Source organism: Xanthomonas sp. DAR 34887, assembly GCF_041245805.1.
Lineage (GTDB): Bacteria > Pseudomonadota > Gammaproteobacteria > Xanthomonadales > Xanthomonadaceae > Xanthomonas_A > Xanthomonas_A tesorieronis.
On record NZ_CP162490.1, the window covers coordinates 1,292,041 to 1,307,724 of the forward strand.

Here is a 15,684-nt window from a genome sequence, read left to right on the forward strand (position 1 = left end):
CCGCCGCATGCGCCGGGCTGCCGAGCGTGCCGCGATGAACAATCCCTGGGGCAAGAGCCCGCGCGGCCCGCGTCCGCCGGCGCCGCCAGAACGCGCTGCGCCGGTGCCGCGCGCGGCCGACGCCAATCGCGGCGAGCTGCGCCTGTACGGCCTCAACGCGGTGCGCGCGGTGCATGCGCGCCGACCCGAGGCGATCCGCAAGCTGTACCTGGCCGAGGCACGGATTCCGGCGTTGCAGCCGCTGCTCAAGTGGTGCGTGGCCAACCGCGTCGGCTACCGGGTGGTGGAGGACGCCGATCTGAACAAGCTCGCGGCCAGTTCGCACCACGAAGGCGTGGTCGCCGACGTGCTGCGCGCCGAACCGCTGCCGCTGGCGGCGTGGTTGCAGGGACTGGCGCCGGGCCCGGCGCTGGCGTTGTGGCTGGACGGCGTCGGCAACCCGCACAACTTCGGCGCGATCCTGCGCTCGGCCGCGCATTTTGGCGCCGCCGCGATCCTGCTGCCGGAGACCGCGACGCTGGCTCTGTCCGGCGCCGCCGCGCGCGTGGCCGAGGGCGGCGCCGAGGCGGTGCCGCTGGTGCGCCTGCCGCCGACGGACCAGGCGCTGGCGCAATTGCGCGCGGCCGGCTTCGCGCTGGCGGCGACGCTGGTCGACGGCGGCGACGACGTGTTCGCCGCCGCGCTGCCACCGCGCCTGGTGTACGTGATGGGCGCCGAGAGCGAAGGCATGGACCGCGACTTCGCCCAGGCCTGCGAACGGCGCCTGTCGATCCCCGGCAGCGGCGCGGTGGAAAGCCTCAACGTCGCCGCGGCCACTGCGGTGCTGCTCGGTGCCTGGCGCAGCCGCATCGGGCAACCGGGAGCGCCGCGATGAGGCGGGGATGGCTTGGTTTGGCGGGCGCATGCCTGCTGCTGGCGATGGCGCCGTGGGCAGCGGCGATCACGCCGGCCGATGGCGCGGCGTCACCGGCCTCTGCCGCACCGCAGGTGACGTTGGCCGCGGGCACCCTGCGCGGCCAGGTCCAGGACGATGGCAGCGTGTTGTTCCGCGCCATTCCGTTCGCCGCGCCGCCGACCGGCGCGAACCGCTGGCGGCCGCCGCAGCCGCCGGCGCGCTGGCACGGCGTGCGCGATGCCAGCCAGCAGGCGCCCAACTGCGCACAGCCGGCGATCGGCTGGAACACGGCGTTCGCCCAGCGCTCAAGCGAAGACTGCCTGTATGTGGAAGTGCAGACTCCGCACCTGGATCCGGCGGCCAAGCGCCCGGTGATGGTCTGGATCCACGGCGGCGCCAACGTCGCCGGCGGTGCCGACATCCTGCCGTCCTCGCTGGTGCAGCAGGACGTGGTGCTGGTCACCGTGCAGTACCGGCTGGGCGTGTTCGGTTTCCTGTCCTTGCCCGAGTTGAGCGCGGAATCCGGCCAGCATGGTTCCGGCAACTACGCCTTGCTCGACCAGATCGCAGCGCTGCGCTGGGTGCGCGACAACATCGCCCGCTTCGGCGGCGACCCGGCGCAGGTGACGATCTTCGGCCAGTCGGCGGGGGCGCAGGACGTTGGCCTGCTGCAGCTGTCGCCGCTTGCACGGGGCCTGTTCCGCGCGGCGATCGAGCAGAGCGGCACCGCCGGCTTCGGCCTGCCGCCGCGCACCCTGGAGGAGAACGAGGCGCTGGGCGCAACGATCGCGCAGCGCGCCGGCGTCGCGCCGAAGCAGCGTCTGGCGGCCTTGCGCCGGCTGCCTGCGGCCGCTGTGATCGCCGCCGCGCAAGGCGTCGATGTGCCGGCGTTGGACGACGACGGCTACGTGTGGCTGCAGGCCATCGTCGATGGCCACGTGTTGCCGCGCGCGCCGGCGGCGCTGCTCGCCGACGCCACGCAGCCGCGCGTGCCGCTGCTGCTCGGCAGCGTCGCGCAGGAGTTGACCTACGGCGGCGCCGGCGGTGCCGAGGCGCGGTTGCGTCGCGACTACCCGACGCAGGCTACGCAGGTGCTGGCGGCGTACCACGGCCCCACCGCCGCGCCCGATCCGCGCTACGGCGACGCAGCGATGCAACTGGCCACCGACCTGACCTTCCGCTGCCCGGCGCTGGCGGTGGCGCGCGCGCAGGTGCGACAAGGCGTGCCGGTGTGGCATTACGAGTTCGATCTGGCCGCACCCGGCGGCAAGGTGACCCACAGCGCGGAATTGCCGTTCGTGTTCAAGGGCCTGCCGATCGGCCAGTCGTCGTTGAACCTGCAGCGCTACTGGGCGGCATTCGCGCGCAACGGCGATCCCAATGGCGCAGGCCTGCCGCGCTGGCCGGCGTTTGCGCCCAGCCAGGCGTCGTTGCGCTTCGACCAGGATGGCGCGCAGGCGGTGACCGGTTTGCGCAGCGAGGTGTGTGCGCTGCTCGATCTGCCGTAGGCGAGTTGTCGCTCGTAGCGGCGCAGATTCGGTCAAGGCATCGGTCGCTGGCGAAATGCTGGGTGCGGTCGCGGATTCAGGCCACCTCTAATAACCCAGAAGCACGTCGATGCAATGCGAGCCGCCGATGCGCCCAGCCTGCCGGTCCCCACATCGAGGCGTTCGAGATGCCGCCTGGCAGAGACGCATTGGTGATGGGACTAGGTGGCGTTGCGTGAATACCTTGGCAGTACGGCCACTTCGTCCTCCTGTCGCGGCTGAAGCCGCTCCTACAACATGCGCATGCTCTTGTAGGAGCGGCTTCAGCCGCGACAGAAAACCCCAAGCCGTCGCCAAGCGTAACGTGGAGCTTTCGGACTGAAGTTATCGGAGGCGTCATTCAGTCGCGACGCGCCCTATCGATAAGGCGCTCGCGACCGATAGCCCAAGCATCTACAGCTCGCGCCCGCAGGTGTCACCACCCGCACACACTACGAACGATGAAGAGCCGGGCTAGCCCGCCTGCGGCGGCACCGGGTCCGCTGGCGGCGCGGTCGAGCCGCGGGTCACCAGCGTGTACTTCATCACCTGGTGGACGCCGCGGCTGGGCAGGCCGTCGCGGCGTTGGCGGATCTCGCCGAGCAGCAGCGCAACCGCGGCGCGGCCCATCGCGGTGACCGGCTGGTGGATGGTGGTCAGCTCGGGCCAGATCGTGGTCGCCACCGGGGTATCGTCGAAGCCGGCGATCGACAGGTCCTCGGGCACGCGCAGGCGCAGGCTGTAGGCGATGGCGACCGCGGCGGCGGCCATGTCGTCGTTGCTGCACAACAGGGCGGTCGGGCGCGGCGCGGCGTGCAGCAGCGCGGTCGCGGCGACCAGCCCGGAGCGATAGGTGAACAGGCCGTCGGCCACGCGCGTCTGAGCGACCGGCAGCCCGGCCGCGGCCATGGTGTCGAAGAACGCGCGGCTGCGCAGCGCGCTCGGGGTGTGCTTGGGATCGCCGCTGATGAAGCCGATATCGCGATGGCCGAGTTCGATCAGGTGCCGGGTGATCGCGCAGGCCGCCTGGTAGTCGTCGATGCGCACCGAACTGACGCCCTGCATCGGCGCGCCGGTGGCCACGGCCACCACCGGGATGCCGCGCGCGTCCAGTTCCTCGATGGTCTGCCGCGAATCGCACAGCGGCGGCGGCAGGATCACCCCGTCCACGCCGGCGTCGAGCAGGCGCTCGGTGGCGGCGCGCTGGCTGCCCATGTCGTCGCTCTTTTCCACCAGCACCTGGCTGCCGTCCAGGCTGCTCTGCTCGAGGATGCCGAGCATGAACTGGTTGAGATAGGCCGCGCTGGGATTGCTGTAGAGCACGCCGATCCGCGCCAGGCTGGCGGTGCGCAACGAGCGCCCGGCCAGGTTGGGCCGGTAGCCTAGGGTCTTGATCGAGGCCTCGACGCGCTCGCGCATCGCCGCACCCACGCGCGGGTGGCGGTTGATCACGCGCGAAGCGGTCATCGGCGAAACGCCCGCGTGCCGCGCCACATCCAGCAGCGTCACCGCCGAGCCTGCACGACCTTGCCGTTTGCCCATCGTGGGTCCTGACGATGCTGCGAAAAGGGGGAAAGCCTGCGCGCATCCCCGCGGCAGGCGTGCCAGCTTACTCTGTGGGCGGCTGCACTGTCTTGGCCTGGCTGCCGAAGCCGCCGTCGGCCTCCGCGGCCAGATAGGCGAACACCGCGTAGGCGGCGACGTTCTGCGCCAGCGCCTTGGGGTCGATCTTGTCCAGGGTGTCGTCGGCGGTGTGGTGCAGGTCGAAGTAGTCGCTGCCGTCCTGCGCCAGCCACGCCCAGGCGCCGCCCTTGGCCGCGAGCGGACCCACGTCGGGGCCGGGGCCGCCGCTGTCCGGCGCGTAGTCGATGCCGAGCGGCGCCAGCGCCTCGGCGATCTGCCGGGTCGCCTCGCGCGAGCCCGCCGCGTCGCCCGAGCCGGTGTTGAACGCATAGATGCGGCCGGCGCCGAAGTCGCTCTCGGCGGCGATCTGGTGCAGCGCCACGTCCTTGGCATGCGCCTGCGCATAGGCCTTGCCGCCGTACAGTCCCTGTTCTTCGTTGGCGAAGGCGACCACGCGGATGCTGCGCTTGGGCGCGCGCTTGAGCTGGCCGATCAGGTGCCCGGCGGCCATGCTGATGCCGACTCCGGCGCCGTCGTCGATCGCGCCGGTGCCCAGGTCCCACGAATCCAGATGGCCACCGATCACCACCACTTCCTTGGGCTTGCTGCGGCCGGTGATCTCGCCGATCACGTTGTACGAGGTGGCCTGACCGTCCCAGCCGCAGTCCAGCGCCAGGCGCAGCCGTACCGGGCCGCGTGCGACCAGGCGCGCCAGCTGGTTGGCGTCGGGCACCGCCAGCGCCGCTGCCGGCACCGGGGTCAGGCCTTCCTCGAAACGGGTGATGCCGGTGTGCGGCACGCGGTGCGAATCGGTGCCGGCCGAGCGCATCACGAAGCCGATCGCGCCCTTGCGGATCGCCTCCGACGGCCCCTTGCTGCGCACCGCGCCGCCGTTGCCGTAGTCCTTGCCGTCGCGCGCCTTGACCATCTGGTAATCGACGAACGCGATCTTGCCGCGCAGCGAACCGGCGGGGGCGGCCTGCAGCGCGGCGAGGTCGGCGAAGCGCACCACCTCGGCCTCGACCGTACCGGCCGGACTGCCGCCCAGCGCGGTGACGCTCAGCGGCTGCGCATTGGGGCCGAGCACTTGCGCGTGTTCGCTGCGCCGTTCCCATTTCGGGAACGTCACCGGCTCGGTCCACACCTTGTCGAAGCCCAGCGCCTTGAACTTGGCCTTGGCCCACGCCACTGCGCGCGCATCGGCCTCGCTGCCGGCCATGCGCGGACCCACTTCGGTGGTCAACGATTCGACCACTTTCCAGCCGGTGTCGTCGGCCAGCGCCTGCTCGCGCAGCGTGGCGGCGGTGGACAGCGCCGCGTCCGGGATGCGGGTGGTCTCGGCCGCGGTGGCGGACGAGGCAGCGAGCATGGCGGCGATGACGACGGCAAGACGGCGCATGGAGGACTCCGCGACAATGGAAGCCACGAGCTTAGCAGCGCGTGGCGCGCCTGCGCACGGCGCTTACTGCGGCGTGGCGTCGTTCTTCAATGCATCGCGGATCTCGCGCAGCAGCAGCACTTCCTCGCTCGGCGCCTTGGGCGCGGGCGGTTCCTTGCGCGCGATGCGATTGATCGCCTTGACCACCATGAAGATGGCGAAGGCCACGATCACGAACTGGATGATGGTGTTGAGGAAATCGCCGACGCCGATCACCACCGGCGGCACTTCCTTGCCGGCCGCATCCACCGTCGCCGCCTTCAGCGTCCATGCCCAGCGCGAGAAATCCACGCCACCGACCAGCAGACCGATCGGCGGCATGATGATCTTCTCCACCAGCGCGGTGACGATCTTGCCGAACGCGGCGCCGAGCACCACGCCGACCGCCAGGTCCAGCACGTTGCCGCGCATGGCGAATTCCTTGAACTCGCGGATCATGCCCATCGGGGATTCCTCAATCGTTGCGCGGGCCTGTCGCCGCTGCGCAAGCCTAGCGCAGTCGTTGTCGTTCCCGGATCAAGCCGCGCAGCGACAAGCGACGGCGGCGATGCGGCATCGCTCAGCCGACGATCGTGCCATGGCGTTCGGCCACGTTCTCCAGCCGCGCGCTGAAGCGATCGCCCGGCTGCAGCGCGGCCACGCCGGCCGGCGTGCCCATGAACACCAGGTCGCCGGCGCGCAGCGCGAACAGCTTGGACAGTTCGTGCAGGATCTCCGGCACGTTCCAGATCATCTGGTCGAGCAGCGATTGCTGACGCACCTGGCCATTGACCTCCAGCGACAGGTTCAACGCCTCCAGCGCGCCGACTTCGCCGGCCGGGATCAGCTCGCTGATCGGCGCGGAATGGTCGAAGCCCTTGGCGATGTCCCACGGCAGGCCCTTGGCCTTGGCTGCGGCCTGCAGATCGCGTCGGGTCAGGTCCAGGCCGACGCCGTAGGCGAGCACCAGCGCCGCCGCCGCCTCGACGCCGAGCACGCCGCCCGGCGCATCCTGGCCGAGCGCCACCACCAGCTCCACTTCGTGGTGCAGGTCCTGGGTCGCACTCGGGTAGGGAATGGAATCGCCGCCGATCACCAGCGCATCGGCCGGCTTCATGAAGAACGTCGGTTGGCCGCGATCGGCCTTCGAGGCCGGAGCGCTGGCGCCCATCTCGCGCGCATGGTCGGCGAAATTGCGGCCCACGCAATAGATGCGGTGCACCGGAAACAGTCCCAGCCCACGCACGGGCACACGCGGCGCTTCGGCAGCAGCAAACAGGTCTTTCATCGGGCACGCATCCAGAGTATCGGGATGCAGCAGTCTAGCGCGTCAGGTTCGCCCGGATTCCAACAGCCGACGGGACATCGCTTTCACGATTCCCCAATCCCCATTCCCGAATTCCGGCTTTTAAAGCGGCAAGGCGGGCTTGCGCAGCACGCGGTACTCGCCATCGACCACCTGCTGGCGCGCCGCGGGCGCGCGCTTGCCGCGCTGGCTCAGCAGCTTCATCGCGATGCCGCCGAGGATCATCGCCGCACCGACGAACACGCTGACAAACACCAGGCCGGCGAGGATCGCCAGGCCCAATAGGCCGACGGCCAGTTTCACCAGCGGATGGCGCGGCTTGCGCGGCGCGAACACGTGCCGGAACTGATCGAAATTGAAAGCGCGTACACGCATGGCAGAAGTCTGTGTCAGTTGGAACCGATGGCGCAGTATCGACGGAGTCTTCTGTGACGGAGTGAAAAGTTCGTTAAGCGAAAAATTAACACTTGCCGGTTCAAGGTCTTGCATGTCGTCGCCAGGTGAATCGCGGCGCGGGCGTAAGCCGCGGACATGCAAGAATGGCGGCCCTTTCCGCGTTTGCCGCCGTCTTCCATGACCGAGTCATCTTCCGCCGCCGCGCTGGCGCACCTGGACCGGATCGAGCCCGGCAGTCTGGTCGAAGCCGAGGCCAGCATCGGCGGCGAGGTCGAATCGCTGCTGCTCTACCGCGACGGCGACGGCGTGCGCGCGTGGTTGAACGTATGTCCGCATGCCGGGCGCCGGCTCGATTGGGCGCCGGGGCAGTTCCTGAAGAGCCGCGAAGGCCACGTGGTCTGCGCGGCGCATGGCGCCGCGTTCGAATTGCAGCACGGCAGTTGCGTGTCCGGGCCGTGCCGCGGCGAGAATCTGCTCGCGGTGCCGGTGGCGGTGCGCGACGGCCAGGTCTTCCTGGCGTAAGCGACGCCTAGAACGCGCCCCACCAGGCCATCGACATCAGGTTGACCATCAGCACCACCACCGCGGTATAGATCAGCGACAGCGGCGCGCCGACGCGCCACAGTTCGCGCGGCTGGTAGTTGGCCGGGCCGGTGATCATCGAGATCACCGGGTTGGACGCGGTCATCAGATTGTTGGAGGCCGACAGCGCCACGATCAGCGCGAACGCGGTGGGATTGCCGCCGGCCGCCAGCGCCAGGTTGACCGCGATCGGCACCATCACGATGGTCGCGCCGACGTGGCTGATGACCAGCGAAAACGAGGTGGTCAGCAGCGCCAGCGCGATCTCCAGCGCCCACACCGGCACGCCCTCGGGCAGCCGCGCGATGGTATGGCCGGCGACCCAGGCCGCCGCGCCGCTGCTGTCCATCGCCCAGCCCAGCGGGATCAGCCCGGCCATCATGAAGATGGTCTTCCAGTTGATCGAGGCATAGGCCTCGTCCATGCGCAGCACGCCGGTCAGCAGCATGCCGGCCACGCCGGTCATCAGGGTCAGCGCCACCGGCAGCTTGCTGGTCAGCGCGATCAGGATGGTCAGCGCGAAGATGGTCATCGCGATCTTGAACTTGTGCGGACGGTGCTCACCCTTCGGATAGTCGGTGACGACGACGAAGTCACGGCTCTCCGAGGCCTGCGCCAGGTCCTGCCAGATGCTGTGGAACACCAGCATGTCGCCGGCGCGCAGCGGCACCTTGCGCACGTCCTCGCGGATCACCTGCTTGTCGCGGTTGATCGCCAGCAGGCTGATCCCGGCCTGCTTGCGCAGGCGCAGCTCGGCCGCGCTCTTGCCGATGAAGCGCGAGGTCGGCGGGATCACCGCCTCGGAGATGCCGGCGCGGCTGGGATTGAACAGGTCGCCGAGGTTGCGCAGCCGCGAGGACAGGCGCAGGAACTGGTTCTGCGCGAAATCGGCCACCTGCTGCCTGGCGCCCATCACCCCGAGCACGCTGCCGACCCAGATGCGCATGTCCGCCGGCGGCGCCAGGCGGGTGTCGTTGCCGGTCTTCAGTGCCAGCAGCAGCGGCGCGTCGTGCACCGTCTCGGCCTCGCCCAGGGTCATGCCGACCAGCGGGCTGTCGGCGCTGACGATCAGCTCGAACACGTCGCCTTCGATGCCGTAGGTACGCGCGAAGTAGCTCTCGGTGCGCGCCGGAGTGACGCCGTCGTTGATCAGCCGTTCCTCTTCGGCCAGCGCCTTGTCGCCGCGCACGCGGAAGTAGATCAGCGAGGCCGCCAGCAGCGCCACGCCGATCGGCAGCGGCGCGAACATGCGCAGCGGCTCGATCGTGGCCATGCCCGAGGGCAGGTTGTTGTTGGCCGACTGCAGCAGGTCGTTGAGCAGGATCAGTGGCGAGTTGCCGACCATGGTCAGCGCGCCGCCCATCACGATCGCCGCGGCGATCGGCAGCAGCAGGCGCTGCAGGGTCAGCCCGGTGCGCCCGGCCAGGCGCGACGCCACCGGCAGGTACAGCGCCATCACCGACGGATTCTGCATGAACGAGGAATTGAGCCCGGCGATGCCGGTGGTCAGCAGCATCAGCCGCTCTTCCACGCCGTGCGCGCGGCGCAGCAGCCACGACGCCAGCCGGTTCAGCGCGCCGGTGCGCTCGAGCCCGGCGCCGAGGATGGTGGTGGCGATGATGCTCATCACCGCGTTGCCGGAGAAGCCGCTGAACAGCTCTTCCGGCGCGATCAGCCCGGTCACCCCGAGCACCACCAGCACCACCAGCGCGACCACGTCGGCGCGGATGCGCTCGAACACGAACATCGCCATCGTGAAGCCGACCAGCCCGAGCACGAGCTTCATATCGGTGGTCAGCGTCAGCGCGGTGTCCATTGGGGGCCGGGATTGGGGAGTGGGGATTCGGGATTAGCTAATGGCGCAAATCGGGGCTGGACGCTGCAATAGCGTGCCGCGGATGCATTCCTTCCGGATGCTGGCGGATTCGCTCTTCATCCCTAATCCCGAATCCCCAATCCCGGCTTCTCATACAGCAAATCCCAAACGCCATGGCCCAGATTCTGGCCGCGGGTCTCGAAATGGGTCTGCGGGCGCCAGTCCGGGCGCGGCACGTGGCCGCGCGGGCCGGCGCGGTTGACCAGGCCGGCGGTGGCATCGAGCACGTCCCACATCTGCTCGGCATAGTCGGCCCAGTCGGTGGCCGCGTGCAGGCGGCCGCCGTCGCGCAGCTTGCGCACCAGCAGCGCGGCGAAGGCCGGCTGCAGCAGGCGGCGCTTGTTGTGGCGCTTCTTGTGCCACGGGTCGGGGAAATAGATGCGCACTTCGTCGAGCGCGCCGTCGGCGATCTCGTGCTGCAGCACTTCCACCGCGTCGTGGTGGTACAGGCGCACGTGTTCGCTGCCGTCGGCGGCCAGCGCGTTCAACGCGCGGCCCACGCCGGGCGCGTGCACTTCGATGCCGATGTAGTCGCGGGCCGGGTCGTGGCGTGCGGCGAAGCGCAGCGCCTCGCCGTTGCCGAAGCCGATCTCCAGCACCTTGGGCGCGGCACGGCCGAAGGTGGCGTCCAGATCGCGCGGTTGGCCGCTGTAGTCCAGGCCGAAGCGCGGCCACAGTTCGTCGAACGCGCGCTGCTGGGCGGGCGTGAAGCGGCCCTGGCGCAGCACGAAACTGCGCACCTGGCGGCGGCCTTCCTCAATCGTGAAGGGCTTGGGCGGGGTCTTGGCGCCGGCGCTGGAAAACGGATCGGTCATGCGCGCGGCTCAGCCGATCAGGCCGTCGACCGGCGACGACGCGCTGGCGTAGCGTTTGCGCGGGATGCGCCCGGCCAGGAACGCCTCGCGCCCGGCTTCGACCGCCTTGCGCATCGCGCTGGCCATCAGCACCGGGTTGCGCGCGCCGGCGATGGCGGTGTTCATCAGCACGCCGTCGCAGCCCAGTTCCATCGCGATCGCCGCGTCCGAGGCGGTGCCGACGCCGGCGTCGACGATGATCGGCACCTTGGCGTTGTCGATGATTTCCAGCAGGTTGTAGCGGTTCTGGATGCCCAGCCCGGAGCCGATCGGCGCGGCCAGCGGCATCACTGCCACGCAGCCGATCTGTTCCAGGCGCTTGGCCAGGATCGGGTCGTCGCTGGTATAGACCATCACCTCGAAGCCGTCGGCGACCAGGATCTCGGCGGCCTTCAGGGTCTGCACCACGTCCGGAAACAGCGTGCGCTGGTCGCCCAGCACCTCCAGCTTGGTCAGGTTGTGCCCGTCGAGCAGCTCGCGCGCCAGGCGGCAGGTGCGCACCGCCTCGTCGGCGGTGTAGCAGCCGGCGGTGTTGGGCAGGATGGTGTAGCGCTCCGGCGGCAGCACGTCGAGCAGGTTGGGCTCGCCCGGGGTCTGGCCGATGTTGGAGCGGCGGATCGCTACGGTGACGATCTCGGCGCCGGCGGCCTCGGTGGCCTGCCGGGTCTGTTCCAGATCGGCGAACTTGCCGGTGCCGGTGAGCAGGCGGGAACGGTAGGGCTTGCCGGCGATCACCAGCGCGTCGTGGGGGGCATGAGCGTTCATCGCCGGATTATCGCCCATCGCACCCGGCGCTGCCGAGCCGGGCGCCGTGCGGAATTCAGCCGCCGCCCAGCGCGTGCACGATCTCGACCCGGTCGCCGTCGCGCAATGCGTGTTCGGCATGCGCGCCGCGCGGCACGATCGCGCCGTTGACCTCGACCGCGACGCGGCGTTGCGCCAGCCCTTCCTCGAGCAGCAGGGCGGCGACGGTGGTATGGGGCTGCAGCGGGCGGACCTGGCCGTTCAATTCGATGTTCATGTCATCATTGTGCAGTGCGTGCCGTCAGGCGCGCGATTTATTGCGGCAGTGCAACGTGAGCGTGAGGGGCAGAGGTGAAATCATGCCTGCCATGCGGCTGCGTATGTTCTGGCCGTGCCCCGAGTCACCTTCATTATCGCCCGGGAGGGCATCCATGACTTCGTCCATCCGTCCACTCCGCTCGCTGCTGGCCGCCGCGATCGTGCTCGCCGCCGCGCCCGCGTTCGCGCAACAGACCTATAGCCGCACCGTGTTCTTCGGCGACAGCCTGACCGACGCCGGCTACTACCGGCCGCTGCTGCCGGCCTCGGTGCAGGCGGTGACCGGCCAGTTCACGACCAATCCGGACTGGGTCTGGGCGCAGTACCTCGCCGACTACTACCACACCGACGGCCACGCCAACGGCAACGGCCAGATCGGCGACAACTACGCCGCCGGCAACGCCCGCGTCGGCGTGGCCAACCCCAGCGCGCTGGGCGTGGCGCCGTCGCTGGCGACGCAGGCCAGCAACTACCTGTCTGCCAACGGCGGCAAGGCCGACCCGAACGCGCTGTACAGCGTGTGGGGCGGCGCCAACGACCTGCTCGCGGTCGCCGGCGGCGCGCCGGCGCAGACCACCATCGGCAACGCGGTGACGGCCGAGGTGGGCATCGTCGCCAGCCTGCAGAACGCCGGCGCGCGCTACGTCATGGTCACCACCATTCCCGACGTCGGCCTCACCCCGCGCTTCCGCGCCGGCGGCGCCACGGCGATGGCGCAGGGCACCGCGCTGGCCAGCAGCTACAACAGCGCGCTGTTCGCCGGGCTGAAGAGCGCCGGGCTGCAGGTGATCCCGGTGGATACCTTCCACCTGCTGCAGGAAGTGATCGCCAGCCCGTCCAGCTACGGTTTCAGCAACTACACCGGCACCGCCTGCCAGCCGCAGATCACCTCGCAGTCGCTGACCTGCAACCCGACCAGCTACGTCAGCGCCGACGCGGCCGACAGCTACGTGTTCGCCGACGGCATCCACCCGACCGGCCGCACCCACGAAATCCTGGCGCAGTACACGCTGTCGATCCTGGAAGGCCCGCGCCTGCAGCAGGTGCTGAGCCACTCGGCCGAGGTCACCGGCCGCTCGCGCGCCGACCAGGTCGCCTGGCACGTCGATGGCCGCCCGGAAGCGGACGGCATGCGCTGGTGGGGCAACCTGCGCGGCGACATGCAGCGCTATTCGCATGGCGACCTGTACGACGGTCTGGCCCCGGCCGGCCTGTTCGGTGTGGACTGGTCGCGCGGCGAGTGGGTGTTCGGCGGTTTCGGCGGCTTCGGCCGCGTGGATGCCGACTTCGGCAACCGCGGCGGCGACTACACCCAGGACGACAGCACCCTGGGCGGCTTCGCCGGCTGGTACGGCGAGCACGCCTGGGTCAACGCGCAGGTCAGCTACAGCTGGCTGAGCTACGACGTCAAGCGCAAGGTCAACCTCGGCGCGGCCACCATCGAGCACAACGGCTCGCCGGACGGCAGCAACCTGACCGCGGCGCTGCAGGGCGGCTACGAGTTCGGCGAAGGCACGTTCAAGCACGGCCCGGTGGCCGCGGCGATCTGGCAGAAGGTCAAGCTCGACGGCTACACCGAGAGCAACCCGAACTCCAGCGCGCTGGGCTACTACGACCAGGACGTCGAGTCGCTGGTCGGCCGCGTCGGCTGGAAGGCCGGCCTGGATCTGGGCGCGGTGAAGCCGTACCTGCAGGCGACCTACGACCACGAGTTCAAGAAGGGCGAGCAGGCCACCGCATGGCTGCAGACCATGCCCGACCTGGGTGCCTACGCGGTGCCGGGCCTGACCATCGACCGCAACTACGCGTCGGTGGTGCTGGGCGCGCGGACCAAGGTGTGGGGCCTGGAGAGCAATGTCGGCATCGCCGCCACCACCGGCCAGAGCCGCGCGCACGACACCTCGCTGTTCGTGAACTTCGGCGGCAGCTTCTAAACCCGGTCTTGCGGTTGCCCCTCGTGCCCGGCCATGCGCCGGGCACGACATGGACAGCACAGGGCAGCGGCAGCGAAAACGCCGCACTGTAGGGAGGGGCTTCAGCCCCGACGCCTTACCGATAAGGCGTCGGGGCTGAAGCCCCTCCCACAAAAAATCCCATCTGAAGTACCGATATCGCGATCGGGTGGGCGCCGGCGCACCATCGCCGCAGCGCCATCACCGCCGCTGGTTCACACCGATTTCTTGCGCAACCGCCGGCCCACCGCATAAACTGCGCCGGCGACGCGGGCGTAGCTCAATGGTAGAGCTGTAGCTTCCCAAGCTACTGACGAGGGTTCGATTCCCTTCGCCCGCTCCAGATGATCGGCAAAGCCCGCAAGTGGCTTGGCAATTCTTGTTCGGTCCCAGTTTTGTGTGCGCCTAGCAATTTTTCATGGCTAAGAGTCATGGGCGATCGGCATTCTTGCGTTCAGATCCTGACGCTCAGCGCCGTCAGCGTTTCAGTCGTCATGGTGCCGGTGGCGGATAAGCCATGATCGCGCTGGAAGGCGCGTATGGCTGTCTGAGTTTGTGGATTCATCACGCCATCGATAGCGCCAGGATCATAGCTGCGCGCAAAAAGCGCAGCTTGTACTCGCATGATGAGCAGCTTGAGTTCGTTTTCGTTCCGACGTGGTACTTGCGTTTGCGTGGACGACAACGGTCGCGCAGAGGTCGAGGATGGATGGTAGGGCTCGGCTGCATTGCCCGCTGGTGCGGTTGGTGTTCCGGTTGATTGAAGGGATTGTGTTGTAGGCGTGCCGTAAGTTGACGGCGCTGTGTAAGTAGGTGAGGGCGAGTAAGATCGATAGGAGCTTCCCGAACCCGAGGAATGGGAGCTGTGAGAGCTATGCGAACTGTGCGAGCGATGCCCCGCGTAGAGGTTGTAGCGCCCCTCATTTAAGGGCGAGCGCAATACCGCTGCATACTTCCCATCCATCTCCGCTAAATCATGGAGTCCGGCCGGCGTCTGCGGTGGCTCGGTACTGAAGGCGCCAAGCGTCGAGCTTGCGAGGATCAGTGCGTTGGACATGCGGTCTCCTTTTTGATGGCGCCGATGGCGCGGCTCGTCCATTGGGGCGTCACCCAAGAGAAAAAGCCGCCACATTGGGTCTTGGCCGCGCAGCCGGAGCAGTCGTCCAGGTAGTCGTTCTTCCAACTGGAGATGCTTTGCTTGGCATAAGGCCAAAGCGCCTGCGGGATGGCGCAAAGAGGTAGGTTGTAAAGCGATACCGCCATTCCTGCGCGACGAAAGGCGCTGGTCGAGGCGGTTAGCTGCTCGGCGTAATCTGCCGGGTCCGCCCACAGTGATGCGTAGTGCGCTTTTGCGAACCCGATCGGCTCGATGCCCATCAAGGCCACATGTTCGGCAAACGGCAGGTTGCGTAGGATGAAGCGGGTGATTTCTTGTAGCCGCTCGAACGCGGGGCGTACCAGGACGACTCGGATTTCGATCCGCTGCTGCGCAGCATCGAGCGCATAGAGCCCGCGGATGGTCTGTGCGAACGCGCCTTCGCTTTGGACCACATAGTCATGCAGAGCGTAGTGGTCGCCATATAGCGGGATGCCCCAGCTGAGTCTGGGCGTGAGGCCCTTGAACATGCTGGCAAGCGCCTGCTCGCTAAGCAAACGGCCATTGGACAGCACATGAAGCTGCGTATCGGGCAAGGATTCTGCGCATTTGGCGACCACGCGGCGAAGGCCATCGCCAAGTAGCGTCGGTTCGCCACCACTGATCGCCAGCGATGGTTCGGATCGATCAATCAGCTCAACCAACTCGCACAATTGTTCGACTCGCCAGTCATCTTGGATTTGCCTTGGCGGCTGCGAGCACATCAGGCATAAGCTATTGCAGCGTTCGGTCGCAAACAGCACGTTGCCCTTGTCGCCACGGCGATACCGGATCGCGATCTTCTGTTTGATGCGGTCAAGCTCGATGACGTCGCCTGCGCGCACAATACCGGGGTCTCCACTCACGCTGATCGACGGGCGGCCTGGCACCAGCGACTGGTGTTCTCCGCTCAAGAAGGCGGCCCACGGCAGATCCACAAGATCCGTGGAGAGTGCGCTGGCGGGCACTGCCCGCAGATCCAAGGCCATCCGCTCGAAAGGATGCGTGCCGGCGGCAATTTCTGCCAAGCCTGCGATCTTGAGCAGGTTGGTCATAGTGT

General features: G+C 68.5%; 15 protein-coding genes and 1 tRNA gene. 5 read left to right on the forward strand and 11 right to left on the reverse strand.

The features are described 5' to 3' along the window. Positions 1–34 precede the first annotated feature (34 nt). Positions 35–874 carry a TrmH family RNA methyltransferase gene (locus tag AB3X08_RS05515; protein WP_369936799.1) on the forward strand — a complete coding sequence of 280 codons (840 nt, stop codon included), beginning with the start codon at positions 35–37 and terminating at the stop codon, positions 872–874. A gap of 44 nt (positions 875–918) precedes the next feature. Continuing rightward, a complete protein-coding gene (locus AB3X08_RS05520) occupies positions 919–2,403 on the forward strand; it encodes a carboxylesterase/lipase family protein (protein WP_369938440.1) in 1,485 nt (494 codons plus the stop codon). A gap of 492 nt (positions 2,404–2,895) precedes the next feature. Here AB3X08_RS05520 and AB3X08_RS05525 read toward each other — a convergent pair whose 3' ends face one another. The 5 genes from AB3X08_RS05525 to AB3X08_RS05545 form a co-directional block, all read right to left on the reverse strand. Continuing rightward, positions 2,896–3,963 (reverse strand): LacI family DNA-binding transcriptional regulator, encoded by a 1,068-nt coding sequence (locus tag AB3X08_RS05525; protein ID WP_369936800.1) that lies wholly within the window; start codon positions 3,961–3,963, stop codon positions 2,896–2,898. 67 nt (positions 3,964–4,030) lie between these two features. Further along, positions 4,031–5,443: a M28 family peptidase gene (locus AB3X08_RS05530; protein ID WP_369936802.1), complete on the reverse strand. Its 1,413-nt coding sequence runs from the start codon at positions 5,441–5,443 to the stop codon at positions 4,031–4,033. A gap of 63 nt (positions 5,444–5,506) precedes the next feature. Then, the gene (mscL, locus tag AB3X08_RS05535) at positions 5,507–5,926 is read right to left on the reverse strand and encodes a large-conductance mechanosensitive channel protein MscL (protein WP_184414746.1); all 420 of its coding nucleotides are present in this window, start codon (positions 5,924–5,926) and stop codon (positions 5,507–5,509) included. A 115-nt stretch (positions 5,927–6,041) separates the two neighbouring features. Further along, positions 6,042–6,749 (reverse strand): fumarylacetoacetate hydrolase family protein, encoded by a 708-nt coding sequence (locus tag AB3X08_RS05540; protein ID WP_369936803.1) that lies wholly within the window; start codon positions 6,747–6,749, stop codon positions 6,042–6,044. A gap of 120 nt (positions 6,750–6,869) precedes the next feature. Continuing rightward, a complete protein-coding gene (locus AB3X08_RS05545) occupies positions 6,870–7,142 on the reverse strand; it encodes a hypothetical protein (protein ID WP_369936804.1) in 273 nt (90 codons plus the stop codon). A gap of 198 nt (positions 7,143–7,340) precedes the next feature. Here AB3X08_RS05545 and AB3X08_RS05550 point away from each other — a divergent pair, with 198 nt between their 5' ends. After that, positions 7,341–7,685, forward strand: coding sequence for a Rieske (2Fe-2S) protein (locus AB3X08_RS05550; RefSeq protein ID WP_369936806.1), 345 nt, complete (start codon positions 7,341–7,343; stop codon positions 7,683–7,685). 7 nt (positions 7,686–7,692) lie between these two features. Here the strand turns inward: AB3X08_RS05550 and AB3X08_RS05555 are convergent, their stop codons facing one another. The 4 genes from AB3X08_RS05555 to thiS form a co-directional block, all read right to left on the reverse strand. Further along, positions 7,693–9,561, reverse strand: a complete 1,869-nt coding sequence (locus AB3X08_RS05555) for an SLC13 family permease (RefSeq protein WP_184414742.1) — start codon at positions 9,559–9,561, stop codon at positions 7,693–7,695. 122 nt (positions 9,562–9,683) lie between these two features. After that, positions 9,684–10,436 carry a tRNA (guanosine(46)-N7)-methyltransferase TrmB gene (trmB, locus tag AB3X08_RS05560; RefSeq protein WP_369936807.1) on the reverse strand — a complete coding sequence of 251 codons (753 nt, stop codon included), beginning with the start codon at positions 10,434–10,436 and terminating at the stop codon, positions 9,684–9,686. Positions 10,437–10,445: 9 nt separating this feature from the next. Further along, complete coding sequence (locus AB3X08_RS05565; RefSeq protein WP_369936808.1) at positions 10,446–11,240, reverse strand: thiazole synthase; 795 nt, start codon at positions 11,238–11,240, stop codon at positions 10,446–10,448. 55 nt (positions 11,241–11,295) lie between these two features. After that, positions 11,296–11,496, reverse strand: a complete 201-nt coding sequence (gene thiS / locus AB3X08_RS05570; protein ID WP_003477142.1) for a sulfur carrier protein ThiS — start codon at positions 11,494–11,496, stop codon at positions 11,296–11,298. A 154-nt stretch (positions 11,497–11,650) separates the two neighbouring features. Between thiS and AB3X08_RS05575 the strand changes: the two genes are divergently transcribed. Both AB3X08_RS05575 and AB3X08_RS05580 read left to right on the forward strand, forming a co-directional pair. Beyond that, complete coding sequence (locus AB3X08_RS05575; RefSeq protein WP_369936809.1) at positions 11,651–13,471, forward strand: autotransporter outer membrane beta-barrel domain-containing protein; 1,821 nt, start codon at positions 11,651–11,653, stop codon at positions 13,469–13,471. A 287-nt stretch (positions 13,472–13,758) separates the two neighbouring features. Continuing rightward, positions 13,759–13,832, forward strand: a tRNA-Gly gene (locus tag AB3X08_RS05580). A gap of 111 nt (positions 13,833–13,943) precedes the next feature. Here AB3X08_RS05580 and hxsA read toward each other — a convergent pair. Beyond that, the gene (gene hxsA / locus AB3X08_RS05585; protein ID WP_369936810.1) at positions 13,944–14,546 is read right to left on the reverse strand and encodes a His-Xaa-Ser repeat protein HxsA; all 603 of its coding nucleotides are present in this window, start codon (positions 14,544–14,546) and stop codon (positions 13,944–13,946) included. Beyond that, positions 14,531–15,679 (reverse strand): His-Xaa-Ser system radical SAM maturase HxsC, encoded by a 1,149-nt coding sequence (hxsC, locus tag AB3X08_RS05590; RefSeq protein WP_369936812.1) that lies wholly within the window; start codon positions 15,677–15,679, stop codon positions 14,531–14,533. Before hxsC ends, hxsA begins: the two co-directional genes overlap by 16 nt. Positions 15,680–15,684 lie beyond the last annotated feature (5 nt).

Bases quoted from the DNA above. Each gene is read 5' to 3' on its own strand.
- AB3X08_RS05545 (WP_369936804.1), bottom strand. From the start codon at position 7,142: ATGCGTGTACGCGCTTTCAATTTCGATCAGTTCCGGCACGTGTTCGCG.
- hxsC (WP_369936812.1), bottom strand. From the start codon at position 15,679: ATGACCAACCTGCTCAAGATCGCAGGCTTGGCAGAAATTGCCGCCGGC.
- AB3X08_RS05515 (WP_369936799.1), top strand. From the start codon at position 35: ATGAACAATCCCTGGGGCAAGAGCCCGCGCGGCCCGCGTCCGCCGGCG.
- AB3X08_RS05530 (WP_369936802.1), bottom strand. From the start codon at position 5,443: ATGCGCCGTCTTGCCGTCGTCATCGCCGCCATGCTCGCTGCCTCGTCC.
- hxsA (WP_369936810.1), bottom strand. From the start codon at position 14,546: ATGTCCAACGCACTGATCCTCGCAAGCTCGACGCTTGGCGCCTTCAGT.
- thiS (WP_003477142.1), bottom strand. From the start codon at position 11,496: ATGAACATCGAATTGAACGGCCAGGTCCGCCCGCTGCAGCCCCATACC.
- AB3X08_RS05550 (WP_369936806.1), top strand. From the start codon at position 7,341: ATGACCGAGTCATCTTCCGCCGCCGCGCTGGCGCACCTGGACCGGATC.
- trmB (WP_369936807.1), bottom strand. From the start codon at position 10,436: ATGACCGATCCGTTTTCCAGCGCCGGCGCCAAGACCCCGCCCAAGCCC.
- AB3X08_RS05575 (WP_369936809.1), top strand. From the start codon at position 11,651: ATGACTTCGTCCATCCGTCCACTCCGCTCGCTGCTGGCCGCCGCGATC.
- mscL (WP_184414746.1), bottom strand. From the start codon at position 5,926: ATGGGCATGATCCGCGAGTTCAAGGAATTCGCCATGCGCGGCAACGTG.
- AB3X08_RS05540 (WP_369936803.1), bottom strand. From the start codon at position 6,749: ATGAAAGACCTGTTTGCTGCTGCCGAAGCGCCGCGTGTGCCCGTGCGT.
- AB3X08_RS05525 (WP_369936800.1), bottom strand. From the start codon at position 3,963: ATGGGCAAACGGCAAGGTCGTGCAGGCTCGGCGGTGACGCTGCTGGAT.
- AB3X08_RS05565 (WP_369936808.1), bottom strand. From the start codon at position 11,240: ATGAACGCTCATGCCCCCCACGACGCGCTGGTGATCGCCGGCAAGCCC.
- AB3X08_RS05555 (WP_184414742.1), bottom strand. From the start codon at position 9,561: ATGGACACCGCGCTGACGCTGACCACCGATATGAAGCTCGTGCTCGGG.
- AB3X08_RS05520 (WP_369938440.1), top strand. From the start codon at position 919: ATGGCGCCGTGGGCAGCGGCGATCACGCCGGCCGATGGCGCGGCGTCA.